17 protein-coding genes are annotated in these 22,135 nt (G+C 60.2%); 11 read left to right on the plus strand and 6 right to left on the minus strand.

All coding sequences use genetic code 11. From position 1 onward, the window contains the following. Window positions 1-141 precede the first annotated feature (141 nt). From Enr8_RS11265 to Enr8_RS11290, 6 genes are all read left to right on the plus strand, one after another. On the plus strand, window positions 142-1,686 hold the full coding sequence (locus Enr8_RS11265; RefSeq protein WP_246120039.1) for a sodium:solute symporter: 1,545 nt from the start codon (window positions 142-144) through the stop codon (window positions 1,684-1,686). A 64-nt stretch (window positions 1,687-1,750) separates the two neighbouring features. Continuing rightward, window positions 1,751-2,662: a dihydrodipicolinate synthase family protein gene (locus tag Enr8_RS11270; RefSeq protein ID WP_146431460.1), complete on the plus strand. Its 912-nt coding sequence runs from the start codon at window positions 1,751-1,753 to the stop codon at window positions 2,660-2,662. 5 nt (window positions 2,663-2,667) lie between these two features. Continuing rightward, window positions 2,668-4,293 carry a fucose isomerase gene (locus tag Enr8_RS11275; protein WP_186767582.1) on the plus strand — a complete coding sequence of 542 codons (1,626 nt, stop codon included), beginning with the start codon at window positions 2,668-2,670 and terminating at the stop codon, window positions 4,291-4,293. A 4-nt stretch (window positions 4,294-4,297) separates the two neighbouring features. Then, entirely contained in the window at window positions 4,298-5,956 is a 1,659-nt protein-coding gene (locus Enr8_RS11280) for an FGGY-family carbohydrate kinase (protein ID WP_146431464.1), read from the plus strand. Window positions 5,957-6,430: 474 nt separating this feature from the next. Beyond that, window positions 6,431-7,885, plus strand: a complete 1,455-nt coding sequence (locus Enr8_RS11285) for a flavin-containing monooxygenase (RefSeq protein ID WP_146431466.1) — start codon at window positions 6,431-6,433, stop codon at window positions 7,883-7,885. 24 nt (window positions 7,886-7,909) lie between these two features. After that, the gene (locus Enr8_RS11290) at window positions 7,910-8,608 is read left to right on the plus strand and encodes a class I SAM-dependent methyltransferase (RefSeq protein WP_146431468.1); all 699 of its coding nucleotides are present in this window, start codon (window positions 7,910-7,912) and stop codon (window positions 8,606-8,608) included. 105 nt (window positions 8,609-8,713) lie between these two features. Here Enr8_RS11290 and Enr8_RS11295 read toward each other — a convergent pair whose 3' ends face one another. Both Enr8_RS11295 and Enr8_RS11300 read right to left on the minus strand, forming a co-directional pair. Continuing rightward, window positions 8,714-10,042 (minus strand): hypothetical protein, encoded by a 1,329-nt coding sequence (locus tag Enr8_RS11295; protein WP_146431471.1) that lies wholly within the window; start codon window positions 10,040-10,042, stop codon window positions 8,714-8,716. 404 nt (window positions 10,043-10,446) lie between these two features. Then, window positions 10,447-10,854, minus strand: a complete 408-nt coding sequence (locus Enr8_RS11300; protein WP_146431473.1) for a hypothetical protein — start codon at window positions 10,852-10,854, stop codon at window positions 10,447-10,449. Between the two features lie 739 nt (window positions 10,855-11,593). On the opposite strand from Enr8_RS11300, the gene Enr8_RS11305 reads away from it, so the two are divergent. From Enr8_RS11305 to Enr8_RS11320, 4 genes are all read left to right on the plus strand, one after another. Beyond that, window positions 11,594-13,075, plus strand: a complete 1,482-nt coding sequence (locus Enr8_RS11305) for a sulfatase (protein ID WP_146431475.1) — start codon at window positions 11,594-11,596, stop codon at window positions 13,073-13,075. 246 nt (window positions 13,076-13,321) lie between these two features. Continuing rightward, on the plus strand, window positions 13,322-14,362 hold the full coding sequence (locus Enr8_RS11310) for a hypothetical protein (protein ID WP_246120040.1): 1,041 nt from the start codon (window positions 13,322-13,324) through the stop codon (window positions 14,360-14,362). Window positions 14,363-14,451: 89 nt separating this feature from the next. Continuing rightward, window positions 14,452-14,712 carry a MoaD/ThiS family protein gene (locus tag Enr8_RS11315; protein WP_146431477.1) on the plus strand — a complete coding sequence of 87 codons (261 nt, stop codon included), beginning with the start codon at window positions 14,452-14,454 and terminating at the stop codon, window positions 14,710-14,712. Window positions 14,713-14,828: 116 nt separating this feature from the next. After that, a complete protein-coding gene (locus tag Enr8_RS11320) occupies window positions 14,829-16,022 on the plus strand; it encodes a glycosyltransferase family 61 protein (protein WP_146431479.1) in 1,194 nt (397 codons plus the stop codon). An 11-nt stretch (window positions 16,023-16,033) separates the two neighbouring features. On the opposite strand, the gene Enr8_RS11325 is transcribed toward Enr8_RS11320, so the two are convergent. From Enr8_RS11325 to Enr8_RS11335, 3 genes are read right to left on the minus strand one after another with little or no spacing between them, the layout of a single operon-like run. After that, a complete protein-coding gene (locus tag Enr8_RS11325; protein ID WP_146431481.1) occupies window positions 16,034-18,301 on the minus strand; it encodes a xanthine dehydrogenase family protein molybdopterin-binding subunit in 2,268 nt (755 codons plus the stop codon). Then, window positions 18,298-18,774 carry a (2Fe-2S)-binding protein gene (locus tag Enr8_RS11330; RefSeq protein WP_146431483.1) on the minus strand — a complete coding sequence of 159 codons (477 nt, stop codon included), beginning with the start codon at window positions 18,772-18,774 and terminating at the stop codon, window positions 18,298-18,300. The genes Enr8_RS11325 and Enr8_RS11330 overlap by 4 nt, the downstream gene beginning before the upstream one ends. A 32-nt stretch (window positions 18,775-18,806) precedes the next feature. After that, window positions 18,807-19,682 carry an FAD binding domain-containing protein gene (locus Enr8_RS11335; protein WP_146431485.1) on the minus strand — a complete coding sequence of 292 codons (876 nt, stop codon included), beginning with the start codon at window positions 19,680-19,682 and terminating at the stop codon, window positions 18,807-18,809. A 210-nt stretch (window positions 19,683-19,892) separates the two neighbouring features. Between Enr8_RS11335 and Enr8_RS11340 the strand changes: the two genes are divergently transcribed. After that, window positions 19,893-21,374, plus strand: a complete 1,482-nt coding sequence (locus Enr8_RS11340; protein ID WP_146431487.1) for an aldehyde dehydrogenase family protein — start codon at window positions 19,893-19,895, stop codon at window positions 21,372-21,374. 553 nt (window positions 21,375-21,927) lie between these two features. On the opposite strand, the gene Enr8_RS25805 is transcribed toward Enr8_RS11340, so the two are convergent. Then, a partial coding sequence (locus Enr8_RS25805; RefSeq protein ID WP_222434847.1) for a hypothetical protein occupies window positions 21,928-22,135 on the minus strand: 208 nt, incomplete at its 5' end.

Below are 22,135 nucleotides of genomic sequence, written 5' to 3' on the forward strand. Positions count from 1 at the left end.
TTGCGGGCGAAAGCCAGTCGTCGCGGCGAACAGGCCGACCAAGGGGTTGCATCTCCAAAATTGCGCATCCATACTGCTGGGATACCAGCGGGATCCACCCTGTCCGTCATGCCTGATCTGATCCGCAGCGAGGAGTTTTTCGTGCCCCACTTTTCCCCGATCGACGTGGGCGTGCTCGTTATTTACCTAGCGGGCGTCGTCGGTCTGGGCGCCTGGTTCTATCGCAAGAGCAGCAACCCCGACGGCTACATGGCGGCCAGTCGCTCGATGTCGGGCTGGGTCGTTGGGCTTTCGATCTTCGGCACCTACGTCAGCAGCATCAGCTTTATCGCGCTGCCGGGCAAAGCGTATGCGAGCAACTGGAACGCGATCGCCTTTAGCATCTCTCTGCCGCTGGCCGCGTGGGTGGCGACGCGGTGGTTTGTACCGTACTACCGCGAGGGGAATGCGATCTCCGCGTATGAACACCTGGAAACCCGCTTCGGCACATGGGCCCGCACTTACGCCGCGGTTTGCTACTTGCTGACGCAAGTGGCGCGGATGGGATCGGTGATGTACTTACTCGCCTTGCCGCTGCATCAATTGCTGGGCTGGAACATCCCGCTGTTGATCTTCGTGACCGGCGGTTTGACGACCCTGTACACATTGCTCGGCGGGATCGAAGGGGTGATCTGGACTGACGCTTTGCAAAGTTTGGTGCTTGCGACCGGGGCGATCGTCTGCGCGATTCTGATTCCATACAGCATGCCGGAAGGCCCATCGCAGTTGATGGCGATCGCGACCGAGCACAACAAGTTTAGCCTGGGGAGTCTCGCGCCGGTGCTGACCGCGCCGACCTTTTGGGTCGTGCTGGTGTATGGCTTGTTTATCAACCTGCAAAACTTCGGCATCGATCAAAGCTACATCCAGCGGTATATCGCCGCCAAGTCGGATGGCGACGCCCGGCGGTCGGTCTGGCTAGGGGCGATCGTTTACGTGCCGATCTCGATTTTGTTTTTGTGGATCGGCACGTCGCTGTTCGCCTACTACGGCGCTCGGCCGGAGCTGCTGCCCCCTGCTCTGCAAGCCGAAATCGCCGAGGGCAAAGGGGATGGCGTCTTCCCCTACTTCATTGTGGCGGGGCTACCGGTCGGCGTTTCGGGCTTGTTGGTCGCTGCGATCTTCGCCGCGGCCATGAGCACCCTTTCGACCAGTCTCAATGGCGCCGCCACGCTGACGCTGGCCGACTTTTACAAACGTTTCCTGCGGCCCGAAGCGAGCGAGAAAGAGTCGATGACCGTACTGTACGTCGGCACGCTGGTCTGGGGCATCCTGGGAACCAGCACTGCGCTCGCGATGACCGAAGTGAAGAGCATTCTCGACGTCTGGTGGAAACTGGCCGGCATCTTCAGCGGCGGCATGTTGGGGCTGTTTTTGCTTGGCATCCTGTCGCGTCAGGCGCGCAACGCCTCGGCGATTTTGGCGGTGACGACCGGCGTGGCGGTGATCCTCTGGATGACGTTGTCGCAAACCACGATCTGGCCGACAGAGCTGGATGGCGTGAAGAGCCCGTTCGATTCGTTCCTGGTGATTGTGTTCGGCACGCTTTCGATTTTGCTGGTCGGCTTCTTGCTGACGCAACTGTTCGCCCGCGGAGCGTCTGCCAACCTCCGACATCCCGATCCGCCATCACAAGACAAAACCTAAAGGTCGCCCCACAAGCGATCCTCGTTCTCCTAACAACATTCATCCGTCCCGCGTGAGTTCCCTTATGTCAAAGTTTCATGGAATCATTCCCCCGCTCGTCACTCCGCTGCTTGGGAACGATCAGCTGGATCACGCGGGCCTGGAGCGGTTGCTCGAACATGTGATTGAAGGAGGCGTCCACGGCCTCTTCATCTTGGGCAGCACCGGCGAGGCGCCGAGCCTCAGCTATCGACTCCGCCGCGAGTTGGTCGACGCCGTCTGCAAGCAAACCGCCGGCCGCGTGCCGGTGTTGGTCGGCGTCACCGATACGGCGTTTGTTGAATCGGTTGCGCTCGCTAAGCATTCGGCCGACGCCGGCGCCGACGCCGTGGTGTTGACCACGCCTTATTACTTTCCGGCTGGGCAGACCGAACTGACGTCGTACGTCCAAAACATCGTCGCCGAGATGCCGCTGCCGTTGATGCTGTACAACATGCCGCAGTTGACCAAGATCTGGTTCGAGATCGAGACGCTGAAAAAGCTGAGCGACCTGCCAGGGATCGTCGGGCTGAAGGACAGCAGCGGCGATCTCGACTACTACGCCCAGGCGACCAAGCTGAAAGCGCTGCGCCCCGATTGGTCAATCTTGATCGGTCCCGAAGCGCTGCTGCCGCAGTCGCTGGCCCTGAGCGGCGATGGCGGCGTGAACGGCGGCGCCAACGTTTTGCCGCGACTGTTTGTCGACTGCTACGATGCGGTCGTCGCCGGCGACAGCGTCAAACAGGCCGAATTGCATCAGCGGATCGTCGACTTTCAGCGGATCTATGAAGTCGGCAAATATGGCTCGAAATACATCAAGGCGACCAAGTGTTGTTTATCGCTGCTGCAAATCTGCGATGATTGCATGGCGCAGCCGTTTCACAAATTTCACGCCCCCGAACGTGAAAAGATCGCCACGATTCTGCAGGAACTTGAAATCCCCGTCGCACAAGGTTGATTCGCATGCCCCCCTCGGTCCTTTTGGTCGCCAGCGGCGACTCGCGTCTTTCGGCCAATCAAACCTGTTGGCCCGCTCAACAACAGCTGGAACAACAACTGACCGCCGCCGTCGAAAAGCTCGGCTATCAGCTAGAGCGGGCCCATCCGGTGACCGCCGCGGGACATGGCTTTATCGATAGCCAGAAACGCGGGATCGAGATCTTTCGCGCGCTCGATCCGAACGCGCCGCTTATCGTCGCCGAGGCGGTCTGGCAATACTCGCATCATGTGCTGGCCGGACTGATCAGCCATCGCGGGCCGATCTTGACCGTCGCCAACTGGTCAGGCCAATGGCCCGGCCTGGTCGGCATGCTCAACCTGAACGGTTCGCTCACCAAGGCCGGCGTCGACTACTCGACCCTGTGGAGCGTCGACTTCACCGATGACTACTTCACCATCCGCTTGCAGCAGTGGCTAAAGTCGGGCAAGTGCGACCATCCGCTCGACCACGTCGCCCCGCTTGATCCACAGCAGATTCCAGCGGATGCGGCCGCCCTGGGAGAAAAGCTGGCCGGGCGTCTACGACACGACAAGGCGATCATGGGGGTCTTCGACGAAGGGTGTATGGGGATGTTCAACGCGATCATTCCCGATCACTTGCTCCACGCGGTCGGCGTCTTTAAAGAACGTCTCAGCCAATCGGCGCTCGTCGCCGAGATGCAGACCGTCTCGGTCGCCGAAGCGCATCAAGCGTTCGCCTGGTATTGCGACCAGGGAATGCAGTTCCACTTTGGCGAAAACGACAACGAAGAGCTGACCAAGTCGCAGGTGCTGCAGCAATGCCATATGTATGTCGCCGCGGTCCGTCTGGCCGATCACTTCGGCTGCGAGACGATCGGCATTCAGTACCAACAAGGGCTGAAAGACATGACGCCGGCCAGCGACCTGGTCGAAGGGACGCTCAACAGCACGTCGCGGCCGCCGGTCTTCGACTCCAGCGGCAAGCGAGAACTCTACGCCGGCCGTGCGATTCCGCACTTCAACGAAGTCGACGAATGTGCGGGGCTCGACGCGATCCTGATCCAGCGACTCCATCGCGAACTGGGGCAGCCGGTCGAAACGACGCTACACGATCTGCGCTGGGGATGCCCCGACGAGTCTGGCACAACCGATCAGTACGTCTGGGTCTTTGAGATCTCCGGTTCGGCCCCGGCCGAACATCTAGGCGGCTGGAACCAGTGCCACGGCTATCGCCAACCGTCGATGTACTTCCCCAAGGGAGGTTCGACCTTGGCGGGCGTATCGAAGCCGGGCGAGCTCGTCTGGTCCCGGATCTACGTCGCCAACGAGTCGCTGAACATGGACATCGGCCGCGGCGAAGCGATCGCGCTGCCCGAGAGCGAGACGCAACGACGCCTCGATTCGACGACGCCTGTCTGGCCGATCATGCACGGCGTCACTTACGGCGTTAGCCGCGATCAGATGATGGCCAAGCATCAGGCGAACCACATTCAGGTCGCATACGCCACCGACGCCGCTGCCGCCGACCAGGCGATGTGGGCTCGGGCCGCGATGGCGGCGGCATTGGGAATGAAGGTCAACCTCTGCGGCGCCGACAAAGCCGGCGCTCCCCTGGGCAAGAAAGCGTAATCGTATGAACCAGCGTTACTACATTGGCGTCGACGTCGGCACCGGCAGCGCTCGAGCAGGTCTGTTCGACGGCAAGGGCGCGTTGCTCGGCTCGGCCACCCAAGCGATTGAGATGTTTCGCCCGCAGACTGACTTCGTGCAGCAATCGTCGGAAAACATCTGGCAAGCCGTTTGCCAGTGCGTTCGCACGGCGATTGCCGCAGCGAAAGTTGACGCCGCCCAGATTGGCGGGATTGGATTTGACGCGACCTGTTCGCTGGTGGTGATCGACGAACAAGGACGCCCCGTCACGGTCAGCCCCGATGGCGACGATGCCCAGAACGTCATCGTCTGGATGGATCACCGGGCCAACGATCAGGCGGCCCGAATCAACGCCGGCGATCACGCAGTGCTGAAGTATGTCGGCAACGTCATCTCGCCTGAGATGGAAACGCCGAAGCTGCTGTGGCTGAAAGAAAACCTGCCCGAGAGTTGGCGCCGGGGGCAGAAGTTCTTCGACCTGCCCGACTATCTGACCTATCGCGCGACCGGCGACGAGACCCGCTCGCTCTGCAGCACCGTCTGCAAGTGGACCTACCTCGGCCATGAAACGACGGAAGGCGCCGAGCAGCCCGGTCGCTGGGACGCCGAATACTTCCGCGCGATTGGCCTGGAAGATTTAGCCGACGAAAACTTTGCCCGCATCGGCCAGCGTGTGCGTCCGATGGGAGAATCGATCGGGCAAGGGGTCCACGAAGCTGCCGCCGCCGAACTGGGCGTGCCAGCGGGAACCGCCGTGGGCGTTTCGATTATTGACGCCCACGCTGGCGGCATCGGTATGATTGGCGCCTGCCGAGATAACGAAACGGTGAACCTCGATCAGCGGCTCGCCCTGATCGGCGGCACGTCGAGCTGCCACATGGCGGTCTCGCCTGAGGCTCGCTATATCCAAGGGATTTGGGGACCGAACTACTCGGCCATGATCCCGGGGATGTGGCTGACCGAAGGTGGGCAATCGGCGACCGGCGCTCTGGTCGACTTTGTTGTCGAGAACCACGGCGCCACGGCCGAGCTGAAACAACGCGCCGCTGACGCCGGAACGTCGGTCTACGAGATCCTCAACGATCGCCTGGCCGCGCTTTCCTCGAAGCGCAAGGTGCCGGCGTCGCTGACCCGCGACCTGCACGTTTCTCCTTACTTCCACGGCAATCGCTCTCCCTGGGCCGATCCTTCGCTCCGCGGCATTATCGCCGGGCTGTCGCTCTCGGCGTCGCTCGACGACCTGGCTCGGCTTTACCTGGCCACCATCCAGGCCATCGCCTACGGCACGCGGCATATCATCGAAGAGATGAACCGCCAGGGTTACCAGATCGACACGATTTTTGCCTGCGGCGGCGGGACGAAGAACCCGATCTTCCTGCGCGAGCATGCCGACATCACCGGTTGCCGCATCGTGCTGGCGCAAGAAACCGAGTCGGTGCTATTAGGGAGCGCCATGCTGGGCGCCGTCGCCTCAGGCGACCATGCCGACCTACCGGCGGCGATGGCCGCGATGAGCGGCGTCAGCCAGGTCTTGGCGCCCACCGACGGCCCGACGGTTGAATATCACCGAGCCAAGTACGCCGTCTTCCGGCGGATGCACGAAGACCAGCTGGCCTACCGGGCGCTAATGCAGCCCAGCTAACCTTTGTGCCACGGGTAGGGTCCGTGCAGCGGACCCTACGATACGTTCGCGGCCAACATTCTACATGCGATTCATTCGCACCCAAATAGCAATTCGCCGCGGCATCTTCTATGAGACCCCATCTCCTCGCGCAAAATTACCCCCCCCTTTTTGCTGTGTGGAAAACCGTTCGATTACTTTTGGGCGGCTACGAGAAACCTTCGAGAAAATCCACCTCGTTTTAGGCGCCGCAAGCCGCCTGCGGCTTCTTCCATCGACGACGAAACCTTCCCTTATTTGCTCCCCATTTTGGTTATTTTCGCATCGAATGCTCGACATCTACTAACGCGAGCATTAAAAGTTTCAGTCTGCACAGGATGAGAGCTTTATAACGATGCGTCCAACCAGGCAACGTAGTCGAAATTAGTTCGACGAATACCCGCCGGGGGGGCTCGTCCTCTCGATCGAAAGTCGATTACGAAAAGGGACTGAAACATGGCTTTTGATACCGTCGCCAGTAGCCCGCCGAAGACGAAGAAAACAACCGCACGCCCCCGCAGCGTCTTCGCCAAGTGGCTGGCGACGCCTGATCCGGCATCGCCGAGCGAAGCGACGCCAACCGTCCCTGGACTGCCGATCCTGGTCGTTGGCGCCGGACCGGCCGGGCTCTCCGGGATGGCGGCCTTGGCCAAACAAGGGATCGATTTTGTCGGGGTCGAAAGCCACCGTCAGGTCGGCGGCATCTGGGACATCTCCAACCCGATCAGTTCGGCCTACGAAGGTCTCCGCACCGTCACGTCGCGGTTCACCACCTTCGTCGGCGAGTCGCCAGCGGCCGGCGATGTCCCCAACTTCATCCCGCATGAACAAGCGTTCGAGCAGTTCAAAGCGTTCGCCCAGTCGCACCGACTGGTCGACAAAATCAAGTTTGAAACCTCCTTCGTCGATGCGCGAAAAAGCGAAGCCGGAACCTGGCAGGTCAAGCTCCGCCCGACCGGCGCTGATCACGACAAACAGGAGTACGAGCAAGAGTTTCGCGGCATCATCTTCGCCACCGGCTCACACAATCAAAAACATGGCCGCATGCCGGTCGAGTTGGCCGCCCAGGCCCGCGACGCCGGGATTGAAGTGCTTCACTCGTCCGAATACAAAACCCCCGAGCGTTTCGCCGGCAAGCGGGTGCTGATCGTCGGCCTGGGGGACTCGGCGTCGGACATCGCCGCCAAGATTTGCTCGACAACCGCCCGCACGATACTCGGGGTGCGCACGCCTCCTTGGCTGATTCCGCAAGTCGTGATGGGCGTGCCGGTCGACAAGCTGGGGCACGACACCAACTGGCTCCCCAATTGGTATCGGGACGGTTCGCTCCACATGATCCGCTGGGCGTACATCGGCGGGCATCGGCGGCTCGGCATGTCGAGCCCCAAGCATGGACTGCACGACAAGATGGCGATCCTTGACCGCGGAATCGTCGCCGCGATTCGCTCTGGCGGGGTCGTCGTTCGCTCGAACGTCACGGGCTTTGCGGATGGCGTCGCCAATTTCGCCAGCGAAGAACATGCGGCGGAACCGATCGATGCGGTGATCTTCGCCACCGGCTTTAGCCGATCGTATCCGCTCCTATGCCAGCCCGGCGCCTCGGAGAACGAAATCGCTGACGCCCTCAGCTTTCGCATTTTTCACCCCACCGAAGCCGGCCTGTTTTACCTGGCCGAAACAATCGGTTTGCGCTCTTGCTGGCCGATCTTTACCGAGCAAACCAACGCGATCGTCGCCTATCTGCAAAACGAAGAGTGCGGCACGTCCAACCTGCGGCGGTTCAATCAGCGACGGCAGGTCGAGACGCCTCCCTTGCAAGGCGCCATCTACAGCATGTGCGACCGATTTCATCTCGACTACGAGATCTACACCAGTTGCCTGCGCGATTTTTCGGCCTGGCTGGCCGAGTAAGCGACAACACCCGGGAAAATTGCCATGGCCTTGTTTGCGCGACCGTCGGCAGAGCGAATCATCCACGATCAGCAATTGTACGAGCAGCCCGAGTTTGCGGCCGAGTACAACACCCACGTCGGCAAGACGAACCCCGACTTCAAGCCGCCGCTCAAATACTTGACGCAGAACATTCAGCCGACGCAAGCGCTGAACGTCTTAGAAATCGGCCCCGGACCTGGTTGGATCGGTATTCAGCTGGCGCAGCTGCGGCCCGCGGTGCAGGTCACCGGCATCGACGTTTCGGCGGCGTTTGTCGAGATCGCCAACGAAAACAGCCGCCGCGAAGGAGTCGACGACCGGGCGACCTTTACCCTAGGCAATGCGGCCGATATGCGGCAGTTCGCCGACGCTTCGTTTGATATCGTCTACTCGTTTCAGAGTCTGCACTACTGGGATCCGCCCGAGCAGGCGCTCGACGAAATCGCCCGGGTGCTCAAACCAAACGGCCTCTTCTGGATCGGCGACGACCGCCGCGATATGAACTGGATCGGCAAGTCGATCATGCTGATCGGACGAATGTTCCTCTCGCAGCGAATCTGGTCAGTCTGGACCCAATCGGTCCATGGCTGTCTTACCTCCGAAGAAGCGATCGCCGCGATTCAAGGTTCAGCACTTCGCGATCGCTGGCAGATTGCGATCTTGCCCAGGGCGATCGTCCTGACCAGCAAACCGCCGGGTTAGATGCTAACTTCCCTGGCGGCAGATTTTGGAACCGCAGACAAGTCGTAAGGACTGGCAACGATTCTCCGGTTGCTCTCGCAAGCAACCGGAGACCTTGCGCGACAACTAATTTGCAGCAGCGACGCCGGGCGTCTGGCTGTGGGCGTTCTGCGGGAAATCAAACGTCAACACCAGCGGTTCGGTTCCCGTGTTTTCAATTTCCACGCCGCCGCTATTAAGCGCCGCCTGGGTGATGAATCCGATTTCCGGATAGATCTCGCCCAAAACCATATCCTGGTGATAGCGAACCTCGAGCTTGCCAACGCGACCGCTGCCGCCGTTGGTGTGGAACATCGTCGGGCACTCGGGGCAGAAATTCGTCTTCGCCCCCGACTCGAGCGTCAGTCGGAGAATCGAGCACTTTTGGTCCCCCAGCAGTTCGCCGTAGACGATCCACTTGGCGTCGACGCCGGCGCCGCTGAATTGTTCGGCGTTGATGGCCGGACGCGAATTCTTCAAGACGAAGTCAGGGTCCTGGTTCGCCGCAAAGTCGAACAGGTCGACCAGGTAGTCCCAGTCTCCATGCTTCGCCTTCGGATAGTCCTCTTCTCGGCAGGCATAGAAGGCGGCCTCGGCGCTGATGCGCCCGTCCAGGGTAACGTCCTCGGCCAGGAAGTGCTCATCCATCGTGACGTGCAGTTCGTGCGTGCAGAGATCGGTCGGCGAATGGAGGACGCCGTTGGGCATCGTGAAGCCGTTGTCTAGTTGCATCATCACATGCGGCGCCAGGTGGCGAATGCCGTTGTACTCTCCCTGGCCATAGCTCTTCATGCACTCAAGGAACTTATCCTTGGTCACCCAAGAGTAAAGCCCCATCGCCGTGGTGTGATAGTGCGAAGGACTGACGCCGGGGTTGTCGAACGAGTTGATGTCATACACTTCCCACTTCGCCCAGTGCAGGTGATCGGGAATCGGATTCAGATTGTCGAACTTCTTCGACACGATCGGCCAGGTCGGCTTACCAAACATCTCTTTCGCAAACGCGGTCACCTTTTCGCCCATGACCGTCTCGGGAGCGGCGGCGATCAAGTCCTGCAGTGCGATCACCTGCCCTTCCGGAGTAAGCACGTGCGCTTCCCCTTCGCGATAGGGCGCCTTCCCGGTGCGGGTGTCGACGACGCCGGTCACGATCGGCACGGTGCAGCACATCCAGATTTCGTCCAATCCCGTGCCGCCCATGTAGTCGGGATAGTACGACTTCTCTTCCAGGCGAAGCCGTTTGCCCGGGCTGCAAAACGTCCGCCCGGCATAGCGGTGCAGCAGTTGCAACACGCCGCCGGTCTTGCTGAGACAGCTTTCGAGAACCGCAGCGACGCCGTCGCTCGTTCCGTCGATCAGATCTTGCTGCGGGTACTCGTGTAGTTTATCGGCGAGAATCGAGGGCGAAGTGGCCATGAGCATGTTTCCTCAAAGGATCAAAAAGCGTCTCTCTTTTCGAAAAAGTCTTGGGAGAGACCGCTGATATTTTCGTCTTGGCGTTAGATAACCAGGCAGGCGCAACCATGATTTTGCCAAAGTTATATCAAATAGAAAAGATGAAGGGGAATCGGAGCCCCAACAAACGGCAAAAAGGGGGGGGGAAGAAGCAGACGCAGAAGGCCAACCATACCCAAGCAGGGGTTCGCTAGTCGTAGGGTCCGCTGTGCGGACCAATCGAAGCGTGAGCCAAGTGGCAAGCGAACCAGCAAGGCCGTGGCCCGCACAGCGGACCTTACCTGCCTGTTGAAAAATGCCATCGTGGCATTTTCCAACCTCGCCAGGCTCAGAGCGTAGCTCTTCGCGGCTCGCAAAATAACGACTTACTGCATCGGTCGGGTGTAGACGTAGGGCACATCCTGGCCTGGTCGCTGGAATTCGATCGCGATGCTTCCTGGCATCTTGATATCGACCGTCTCGGCCTTGTCGGCGAATTTCAGTTCGACCGTCGCGGACTCGCCTGACGCGTTGATCACCTTCCAGGTTCCTTCGCCGGTTTCGTCTCCTGTTACCTCGAGGACACCGCCCGGCTTGAAGTGGAACACGATGGAATAACGCTCCAAACGATGCTCGGTCGCCGCGTTACGCTGGGCTTCTGATCCATCCATCATCGCGCTATGCCAGAAGACCCAGTCCCCTTCGAGCCGCTGCTCGGCGCTGGGGGCGCAGCCGCAGAGGATGGAGAGGAAGAGTAGACAACACGCCAGAGTCGAAATTGGGAAACGGTTCATGCATTGATACTCCAGCTTGAAACATCGGTGGGTCAAACCCATCTGCGCTAATCTGCGACTACCTGCGGTTACGGATCTTGGAACCACAGATGAGCGCAGATGGTCGCAGATAGAATTGGTGGTAGGGCAAGCTTCAGCAATTCGCCCATCTTTTGCTTGACAAAGCGCACGGAATTTTGATCGATTGTGGGGTGACTTGCCAGGTTTGATCTGGCCTCGAAAACCAAAGCTATGGGCTTCGGTCGAGTCGCCTTATTGTAGGCGTGAAAATGATTCGCATGCAATTGAAATCAACGCCAGCGATCGCGGCAAAAAAATGTTGTGAGTCGAGTCCACTACCGAACGAAAAAATGAAAGCCAACTAGTCCAGTGCTGTTTTGAGCGCGAAGCCGTTGAATGTGTAGGCTTACCGATTCGCCCAGCGAAAAAAAGGCGGCGGCGGTCCAGTCCACTCCCACACACTACCCCGAGTGCGCAAGCCGAGGGAAAGGGGCCACCACCAATCGCCGCCGCGAAGAAAAAACGAACAGTTCAGTCCCCTACTTTCGCGGGCGAAAAAAACGAAACAGTCCGGTCCAGTCGGTCGGCGAAAAAACATTCGTTTTCACTTACCGATAAATTTGGTTGCGCCGAACCACTGGGGCGAACCGTAAACGTTGACCAGGCCTACGATTCGGTCGATACTGGAGGGCCACTTGCCTTGGTTCGGCCCGCCTATTTCTCCTTTCTGAGAGTCCTCATGCACCAATTTCGCCCCCTGACCTATATTCGGCTCGCTCTGGCCGGTCTGGTGTCGCTGGTGATGCTCGTCAACGTTTCGATGGCCGCCGATGAGAAGCGGCCGCCGAACTTTGTCTTCTTTTTGGTCGACGATCTCGGCTGGACCGATACCGGCGTTTATGGATCGAGTTTTTACCAGACGCCGAACGTCGACGCGCTCGCGAAGGGAGGAATGAAGTTCACCAATGCCTACGCCGCTTGCCAGGTTTGCTCGCCGACGCGGGCCAGCATCATGACCGGCAAGTATCCGCAGCGGGTGCAGATCACCGATTACATCGGCGCGCCGCAACCGGACGGTTGGCGGCGGAACACGCCGTTGTTGCCAGCGCCGTACGAGCCGCAACTGGCGCTGAAGGAAAAGACGTTGGCCGAAGCGCTGAAGGAGCGCGGGTACGCGACCTTCTTCGCCGGCAAGTGGCACTTGGGCAGCCAAGGCTATTGGCCCGAGGATCAAGGGTTCGACGTCAACCAGGGAGGCATCGACCGGGGCGGTCCTTACGGCGGCAAGCGTTACTTCTCGCCCTATGGCAATCCGCGACTCACCGACGGCCCCGATGGCGAGCACTTGCCTGATCGTCTGGCGAGCGAAACGGTGAAGTTTATCGAAGAGCATCAGGACGAGCCGTTTCTGGCGTACCTTTCTTTCTATTCGGTTCACACGCCGCTAATGGCTCGCAAGGATCTGAAGCAGAAGTACGAAGACATCAAATCGCGGATTCGCATCGCCGGGCCGATCTGGGGCGAAGAAGGGGAACGCAAGGTTCGCCTGGTGCAAGAGCATGCGGTCTACGCCGGGATGGTCGAGGCGATGGACGCCGCGATCGGCAAGGTGCTCGACGCGATCGATCGGCTGAAGTTGACCGACGACACGGTCGTGATCTTTACGTCGGACAACGGCGGACTGTCGACTTCCGAAGGACACCCGACCAGCAACCTTCCGCTGCGCGGCGGCAAAGGGTGGATGTATGAAGGGGGCATTCGCGAACCGCTGATCGTTCGCTATCCGCCGCTGGTCAAAGCAGGCAGCGAAAGCGACGCGATCGTCACCAGCCCTGACTTTCTGCCGACGATCTTGGCGCTAGCCGACGTGCCGGGCGAGAAGGTCGATACCGATGGGGTAAGCATTGTGCCGGCGCTGGTAGGAAAACCGCTCGATCGCGGACCAATCTTCTGGCACTACCCTCACTACGGCAATCAAGGGGGACAGCCGACCGCCGCGGTTCGTGAAGGGGACTGGAAGCTGATCGAATGGTACGAAGACGGCAAATTAGAACTTTTTAATTTGGCCGAAGATATCGGTGAAAAACAGAACTTGGCCGATGCCAAGCCGGAGAAACGCAAGCAACTTCACCAAAAACTGCGTCAGTGGCGGAAAGAAGTGGGGGCGATCCTGCCGACGGCCAACCCAAACTACAAGGCTAGCAAGAAATTGCGAGACTAACTGCCTGTTGAAAAATGCCCTCGTGGCATTTTCCAACCTCGCCAGGCTCAGAGCATAGCTCTTCGCGGCTCGCAAAATAACGACTTACGTCATTATTTTGGGATCGCATCCGTGCGATCACGCAGTCCGTCGAGAAAATCAACGGCCTGCTAGGGTTGTCGGCGCACGTCGCACGAGGGTGTTAAAATACCTCGCTGACGACGATAACGGTTCCACTTTGAATACACATGAGAAGGAAGGCCATTGATGCGTAGAACCATGCTTTGCAGTCTGTTTGTCGCCGCCTCCGCGCTTTGCGGCGGAAGCGTTTTTGCGGAAACGATCGATCTCGGTTTGCCTGAAGGTTACACGGCCGAGGTCGCCGCCAAGGGTTTGAGCAACCCGTCCGGCGTCGCGTTCAGCCCGAGCGGCACGCTGACGATTTGCGATTCGGCCGATGGCCGCGTCCTGACCCTGGAGTCGGGCGAACTGAAAGAGTACATCACCGGCTTCCCGACCGAATACTGGAAGGTCGACGCCGAGTCGGGCGCCAAGCGGTTCAAGCTCGGTCCGCTGTCGGCCGTTTGGTTGGATGGCGAAACGTTAGCCGTGACCAACGCTGGCCTGAAGGATGGCGAAGAAACGGTCGTCTTCTTCAAGGGCCCCGGCAAAGCCGAAGCGGGCGAAGAAACCAACCCGGTCGGTCCGACCTCGGAAGACGAAGCCGACAAGGGGGAAGGCAACCTGACCGGCATGACCGCCAGCAAAGATGGCAAGACCATCTATCTGGCCGGCCAAGGCGCCGACGCCAAGACCTGGCTGCTGAAAGTCGACGTCGCCGACAAGAAGCTGAGCCCGCTGTTTTCGGCCGACGACAACGACATCGCGATCAACTCGCCGATGGCGACCGCGCTGTGGGGCGATGACGCGATCTTGGCTCTTTACTCGGGCGCCGGCGGCAAAGACGACGGTTTGATCGTCGAGTGGAACCTGGAAAGCGGCAAGCCGACCAAGCAATGGACCGTGCCGGGCCTGCTCGATCCGATGGGCTTCGCCGTCATCCCGGGAACCAAAAAGCTGGCTGTGGTCGACAACAACTGGGCGCTGACCGAAGTGAAGCCGGGCAAACTGGCGGTTGTCACGCTGCCGGAAGAATCGGGCGACGCCAAAGTTGAAGTGCTGACCGAAAAGCTGCGAGGCCCGGTCGCCTGCACGTTCGGCCCCGATGGCAAGCTCTACATCGGCCAACTGGGCAAAGAGTTCGATAAGAACGAAGGCTCGGTGATCGCCGTCTCGGGCTTGAAGTAAGCGACCGCTTACCGAGATTATTTTGACAATGGAAGCGCCGCGTCCGCCCCTTGGCAGACGCGGCGTTTTTTCACGAAGGAGCGCCTAGGATGGCAACCGTTCATATCCCGGCTCAACTCCGCAAGCTGACCGGCAGCGAGCAGGTTGAAGTGGAAGCGGCTAACCTGCGGCAGTTGCTGGAGGCGCTGGAGTCGCGGTTCCCCGGAATCAAAGACCGACTGTGCGAAGGGGACCGGATTCGCCCTGGACTGCAGGTGACGATTGACGGACAGATGAGCCAAAAAGGGCTGGCCGCGGCGCTTGCGCCACAGAGCGAAGTCTACTTTTTGCCGGCAATTGGCGGGGGATAACGCCCGACAAACAGCCAAAAGCCGGCCCATAGACGGGGAATCACTCTTGCCGCTGATCGGCGAATCTCGCTAGACTCTGGTGACCTATTTTGCCAACGAGCGGGGATCGACTGGACATGCGTTTCAACACGGACGGCTTCAGAAGAATTCGAAACATCGCCCTGCGCGCCTGGTGGAAGGGGTTTGGCGTGGCGGCGCCAACCAAGGTCTGCCACGAAGCGAAGCCGCAGATCGAAGTCGAGCCGGCGTCGCAGTACGAGTATGGCCAGCGGACGATGTATGGGGCGATCGACGAAGTGGGCCCCGCCGTCGAGCAGATGATCGCCGGCGATCACTTGAGCGTGCATGATCGGCAATGGAATGGCGAGTCGACGATTGACTACCCGGCGAGCGGGATCAGCTTCTTGGACCAGGGAAGCGTCGTTGGGCGAAGTGGGATCTTGATCTCGCCCGAGCATGGCGTGATGGAAGATCTGGGCGGCAGTTCTCTGGCGTCGCTGCTGGACAACGAGGCTCCTCCTTCCCACTTACCCCGCCCGACGAAGGTAAAAGGGGACGTGTTGGCGATGACCCGCTTCCTGGCGCATCGCAACTACTATCACTGGACGCTGGAGATGTTGTCGCAGTTGCGATTGCTGGAGCAAGCCGACGTCTCGTACGACTACGTCGCCGCCTCGAAGCGCCGCGCGTTCGCGCGGCAGACGCTGGAGCTACTGGGCATTCCGGCCGAGAAGATCGTCTTGACCAACCACTACACGCACCTGCAAGCCGATCGGCTGATCGTGCCGAGCGCCGGACACTTCTATCCGCAAGCGGAAGGAGTGCGCTACCTGCGTGAGCGGATGCGTCGTCAAAGCTGGTCGCACTACGATCGTGATGATCGCCTGAAGTTGTACATCGCGCGGCGGAAGAGTCTGTCGCGCAATATCGTGAATGAAGAGGAGCTGTTCGCGCAGCTCGAGCCGCTTGGCTTCCAGAAGGTCTACCTCGAGTACTTGCCGCTGAAGCGGCAGATTCAGCTGTTCCAACGCGCTGGCGTCGTGGTTGGGCCGCATGGCGCCGGCTTCACGAACCTGGTTTATTCGCCCCCACGCACGGCGGTCTTCGAGATCACGCCGACTTGCCGCCCTGCCCTCTTCTTCCACTACCTGGCCGAGATCAACGAACAGCCGCACGCCGTCTACTTTGGCCAGCCGGCCGGACAACGTGGGAGCGACGCCAACATTCAAGTCGACGCCCAAGACGTACGCCGAAGCCTGAGCGAGTTCCTAGAAACGATCGGCAGCGACCGCCAACTAGCGGCCGCCTAGACGCTGGCTTCTTATCGCTGCGTCATCGCCTTCCACAACCGCGGCGGCGACATTGGCAACTGCGTCATGCGGACGCCGGTCGCTTGATAGATCGCATCGGCGATAGCGGCTGGCGGCGGCACGATCGGCGTTTCGCCAACGCCGCGAACCCCGAAGGGATGCGACGGATTGGGGACCTCGACGATGATCGCATCGATCATCGGCACGTCGAGACAAGTTGGAATGCGATAGTCGAGCAGCGACGCGTTTCGCATCTTGTGATCATCGCCATAGAAGTACTCTTCGTTGAGCGCCCAGCCGATGCCTTGCACGGCGCCTCCTTGCATCTGCCCTTCGACATAGCTGGGATGAATCGCCTTGCCGGCGTCTTGGATCGCCGTGTAGCGAAGGATCGTCACCTTCGCCGTGTCGGGATCGACTTCCACATCGACGATGTGCACGCCAAAGCCGTTGGTCGAGCCTTCCGGCGAAACCGAGGCCCGGCCGACGACCGGATCACCGGTCTCCGGCAACTTGGCGGCCAGCTGTTTGAAGGTTATCTGCTGATCGCCGAAGCGATAGAGGTCGCCGTCGACTTGCACCTCGATGGGGTCGCACTCCCACAGCATCGCAGCCCGGGCAGTAAGCTGCTCTAGCAGATCGAGCCCTACCTTGTGCGCCGCCATGCCGGTGGCGAAGGTGGTGCGGCTGCCGCCGGTGACGTCGGTGTAGCCCACGCTGTCGGTATCGACCACTTTCGGCAAGACGTCATGCGCCGCAATGCCCAGCGTTTCGGCCAGTTGCATCGCGATCGACGTGCGGGTGCCGCCAATGTCGGTCGAACCTTCCAGCAGATGCACCGTGCCGTCGGGATTGACCGACGCCGAGACGCTCGACTTCAACCCAATGTTAAACCAATAGCCGGCGCCGATGCCGCGACCGCGATTAGGGCCTTCCAGCGGCGTATTCCAATGGGCTGACTTCTCGACGGCGTCGAGACACTCCAGATACCCAATCCGCGGATAGACCGGGCCATCGACGCGTTTTACGCCTTCCTTGACGCCATTGATGCGGCGGATCTCGATGCGATCGAGCTTCAGCTCGGAGGCAAGTTCGTTTAGCGTCGACTCAAAGGCGAACGCCGCTTGGGTGGCGCCAGGCGCACGATACGCCTGCGTCTTCGGCTTGTTGACGCAGACGTCGTAGCCGTCGACGATCGCGTTGGGCAGCTCGACGCAGCTGAAGATGCACATCGCGCCGGGGCCGATCACGCCGCCGGGAAAGGCGCCCGCTTCGTACGCCAAATACGCCTGACCGGCGGTCAGCTTGCCATCCCTCGTCGCTCCGAGCTTGACCTTGATGTTTGAAGCCGGCGTCGGGCCGGTACCTTCGAACACCTCGTCACGCTGCATCGTCATCTTCACCGGGCGGCCGCACTTGCGACTTAGCATCGCCGCGACCGGCTCGAAGTAGACGGCGATCTTTCCGCCGAATCCGCCGCCAATCTCACACGGCGTAACGGTCACTTTCGAGATCGGCAGTTGCAGCAGTTCGGCCGTTTGATGCCGAGCGGTGAACGATCCTTGCGTCGACGTCCAGATCTTCAGGTGACCATCTTCGTTCCACAACGCGGTCGACACTTGCGGTTCGATGTAACCTTGGTGAACCGTCGCCGTTCGGTACTCGCGTTCGATGATCACGTCGGCGGCGGCGAAGCCGGCGTCAATGTCGCCCGTCTCAAAATGAACGTGGCGATCGATGTTGGTCGGTTGATCGCTCGGCTCTTCGAGCGTCTCGGTTTTCAGACCAGGATGCAAGATCGGCGCGTCGGCCTGCATCGCCTCGACGATGTCGGTCACCGCCGGCAAGATCTCGTAGTCGACGCGGATCGCGGCGATCGCCTCTTCGGCGACATGCACATCCCGGGCAGCGACGGCGGCGATGGCGTGCCCTTTGTACAACACCTTGTCGACCGCCAGGCAGTTCTGCGCCAGGTCGTGCAGGTTGACGGCGCCTTCCCCCAGATCAGCCACTTTGTCGATCAGATCGGGCCAATCTTGACCGGTCGCGATCGCGTAGACGCCGTTGATTTTTTCGGCGATCGACGTATCGATCGCTTTGATCCGGGCATGCGGATGCGGACTGCGGAGGATCTTGCCGTGGGCCATGCCCGACATTTGTACATCGGCTCCATAGATCGCCCGGCCGGTCACCTTGTCGGCGCCATCGTGACGCACGGGCCGCGTGCCCAGCACTTTATACTGTTTGTCGCTATAGGAAATGGGCGAGTTGTCGCTCATGTTTGCTCTCCTTCGGCGGCGGCTTGGACGGCGCGGACGATCTTGTCATATCCGGTACAGCGGCAGAGGTTGCCAGCCAACTGAAAACGAATCTCCTCTTCGCTGGGATGCGGAATCCGATCCAACAGCGCCTTGGTCGTCATCAGAAAGCCGGGCGTGCAGACGCCGCACTGCAGCGCCGCCCCTTCCAAAAAGCATTGCTGCAGCGGCTGTAGCTTGCCGCCGGCGGCGATCCCTTCGACCGTTTCGATCTCGGCGCCTTCCGCTTCGACCGCCAGCACCAGGCAACTGACGACCGGTTCGCCATCAAGCAGCACCGTGCATGCGCCGCAGTTGCCGTTGTTGCAGCCTTCTTTGGCGCCGGTCAATTGCAACCCGTCGCGGAGCGCCTCGAGCAGGCTCTGCCGCGGCTCGCACGCAAACTCGCGTTGTTCGCCATTGATCGTTGCGGTGATCAGCTGTTTCTTGGCCACGCTTCAAACCCCAGTCGTATGGAAGGTGAATGCTATTTGTTGGCGGCGGCTCGCTCGGCCGCAATCGTCAACGTCCGTCGCGATAAAACGCTGCACAGATGCTGGCGATACTCGACCGTTCCCCGCATGTCGTCGATCGGGCTGGCCGCTTGCTGCGCCAGTTCGCCCGCTATTGCGAATAGTTCTTCATTCGGCTCTTGGCCGACGAGCGATTCTTCGGCGGCGGATGCCCGAACGGCAGTCGGAGCGACGGCGCCCAACACGATCCGCGCCTTTTGAATCTTCCCCGCTTTGTCCAGTTCGAGATACGAGGCCGCATTGGCGACCGCGATATCCATCTCGTTGCGCGGAATGAAACGCTGATAGGCGGCGCCGCTTAATTTCGGATGCGGGGGAAAAATAATCGCCACCAACAACTCGCCCCGCGCCAAGACATTCTTGCAGACGCCGGTGCAGAACTCGGCGACCGGCATCTGCCGGCGTCCCGAATGCGTGGCGATCTCGGCGACGGCGTCATAAATCGCCAGCGGCGGGATCGAGTCGGCGGCCGGCGAAGCATTGCAAAGATTCCCCCCCACCGTTGCCCGCGATTGGATCTGCCAACCGCCGATGATCTTCACCGCATCGACGAGGGCGGAATAGTTCTGGGCAATCGCCGCTTCGCGATAAATGCGGCTGCAAGAGACTGCCGCGCCGAGGAAGAGTCCTCCTTCGGCCGTCATCGCCAGCTCATTTAATTCGGCAATTTTTTTGACGTCGACAACCAACGTCGCACGTCGCCGCCGCTCTCGCAATAAAACCAAAATATCGGTGCCGCCCGCCAGTACGACCGATTTTTGCGAGGGGTCCGACAGCAACCGCACGGCGTCGTTGGTGGAAATCGGTGCTGCGTAGTCGAAATCTTGCAAAGAAACTCTCCGAACAGACGGACATCGCTGCGAGTGGGAGGGCAGTCGCGAGTTGGTCGCGATTTCCTTGGCGGTCATTCTATCGCGATGGGCCTCGCTTTCCAACGTAGCTAGGAGCGATCCTCCCACGAAACCGATTGCTTGCGGCAGGCGAAACGCCCTACAATTGATTTGCCCGTCAATTTCGCTTGCAAAAGGAACCACTCAATCATGGCTACGATTACCGACTCCATCACGATCGCTGCGCCCCAAGTACGACATACGCAGTGCTTCATCGACGGCAAATGGGTTGACGCATCCAGCGGCAAGACCTTTGAAACGCTGAACCCCGCGACCGAGGAAGTGATCGCCGAGGTCGCTGAAGGGGACGCCGCCGACATCGACGCCGCCGTGAAGGCTGCCCGTCGCGCGTTTGATGGTGGCCCATGGCGAACGATGGACGCTCGCGATCGCGGGGCGTTGATCTACAAGCTGGCCGAACTGATCGAGCAAGAGAAAGAAGCGTTGGCCGCGCTCGAAACGCTCGACAACGGCAAGCCGATCAAAGACGCGCTCAACGCCGACTTGCCGCTGGTGATCGACTGCTTGAAGTACTACGCCGGCTGGGCCGATAAGATCCAAGGCGCCACGATTCCCATCCGCGGCGATTACTTCTGCTATACCCGCCGCGAGCCGGTCGGCGTCGTCGGGCAGATCATCCCCTGGAACTTCCCGATGCTGATGACCGCCTGGAAATGGGGACCGGCGCTCGCCTCGGGCTGCACGATCGTGATGAAACCGGCCGAGCAAACGCCGCTCACCTGTCTACGGATGGCGCAGCTGGCGAAAGAGGCCGGCATTCCGGATGGCGTCATCAACGTCGTGCCGGGCTTCGGTCCGACTGCCGGCGGTTCGCTGGTCGCCCACCCCGGCGTCGACAAGATCGCCTTTACCGGCGAACACACCACCGCCCAGATCATCATGAAGAGCGCCGCCGACACGATGAAGCGGGTGACGTTTGAATTGGGGGGCAAGAGCCCGAACGTCGTCTTCGCCGACGCCGATCTGGATGCGGCGATCGCCGGTTCGCACTTTGGCTTGTACTTCAACCAAGGCCAGTGCTGCACCGCCGGAAGCCGCGTCTTTGTCGAAGACTCGATCTACGACGAGTTCTGCAAACGGGTCGCCGGCATGAACCACGACCGCAAGCTGGGCAATCCGCTCGACATGGCGACCGAACAAGGTCCGCAAGTCGATCAGCGGCAGATGGAGAAGATCCTCAGCTACGTCGATCTCGGTAAGCAACAAGGCGCCAAGCTGTTGAGCGGCGGCAATCGATTTGGCGACAAAGGCTTCTATGTCGAGCCGACCCTCTTCGCCGACGTTACCGACGACATGAAGATCGCCACCGACGAAATCTTCGGCCCGGTCATGTCGGTTCTCCGTTTCAAAGACCAGGACGAGATCATCCAGCGGGCGAACAACACGTTCTATGGCCTGGCCGCGGCGGTTTGGACGCAAGACGTGAAGAAGGCGCATCGCTTCGCCGCCGAAGTGCGGGCCGGAACGGTCTGGGTCAACTGCTACGACGTCTTTGATACGGCGGCGCCGTTTGGCGGTTTCAAGATGTCTGGTCTTGGTCGCGAATTGGGAGCGGCCGGCCTGGACGCTTACCTGGAGAACAAGACGGTGACCGTCAATCTGGCGGAATAAGAAGACTGGCAGAGTAAGAAAAACGGCCAACTCGACCGGATCGCGCGCCGACGCGATCCGGTACGAGTAGGCACAGGCCAGTATGCGACGACTTAAATGCACAAAGCGTGCCACGTCGCAAGATTCTGACGGGCCTCCCGCTAGAGGCCCATTTTTCTCGGGCGAGCGTCACTTGCTCAATCAACGCCCAACCTCTTGGCGGCAATCCGAATGTCGTTTCGTTCGACAGGTGCGTCGATTCGAACGACCGGCAATTCGCCACCGTTTTGCTGTGACTTCCTACAGCGTGCAGTCTTCTCGTTCCGCTAAGAACGAGGGGCGAGGGGCCGAACCGCCGAACGGTTCGACCAGGCGATTCTCGACGCTGTTGTAGACGGGCGACATGGCGTATTCCTTTCTTGGCTGGTCGTTTCGATGTCAGGTCGCTTCGCCACAGCGCGGTCGATTGGCAGTCCGTTGATTTTCTCAACGGGCTGCTGGATCGCAGGGATGCGATCCCAAAATAGCGACGTATGTCGTTATTTTGCGAGCCGCGAAGAGCGATGCTCTGAGCCTAGCGAGGTTGAAAAATGCCCTCGTGGCAATACTGTTCGGCACGCCCAGTCGGCATAAACAGATTTGATCCCGCTTCGACCTCTTCACGCATTTTCGCCCCGCTGCTGGACCGTGCAAGCTGCCGTTCCGTTTTCCATCCGCGCAGCATCAACCGAGAGACCGCTTCGACGGCGGACTCCTTACTGCCTACTACGATTTTTTCTTCG

The organism is Blastopirellula retiformator, assembly GCF_007859755.1.
GTDB lineage: Bacteria > Planctomycetota > Planctomycetia > Pirellulales > Pirellulaceae > Blastopirellula > Blastopirellula retiformator.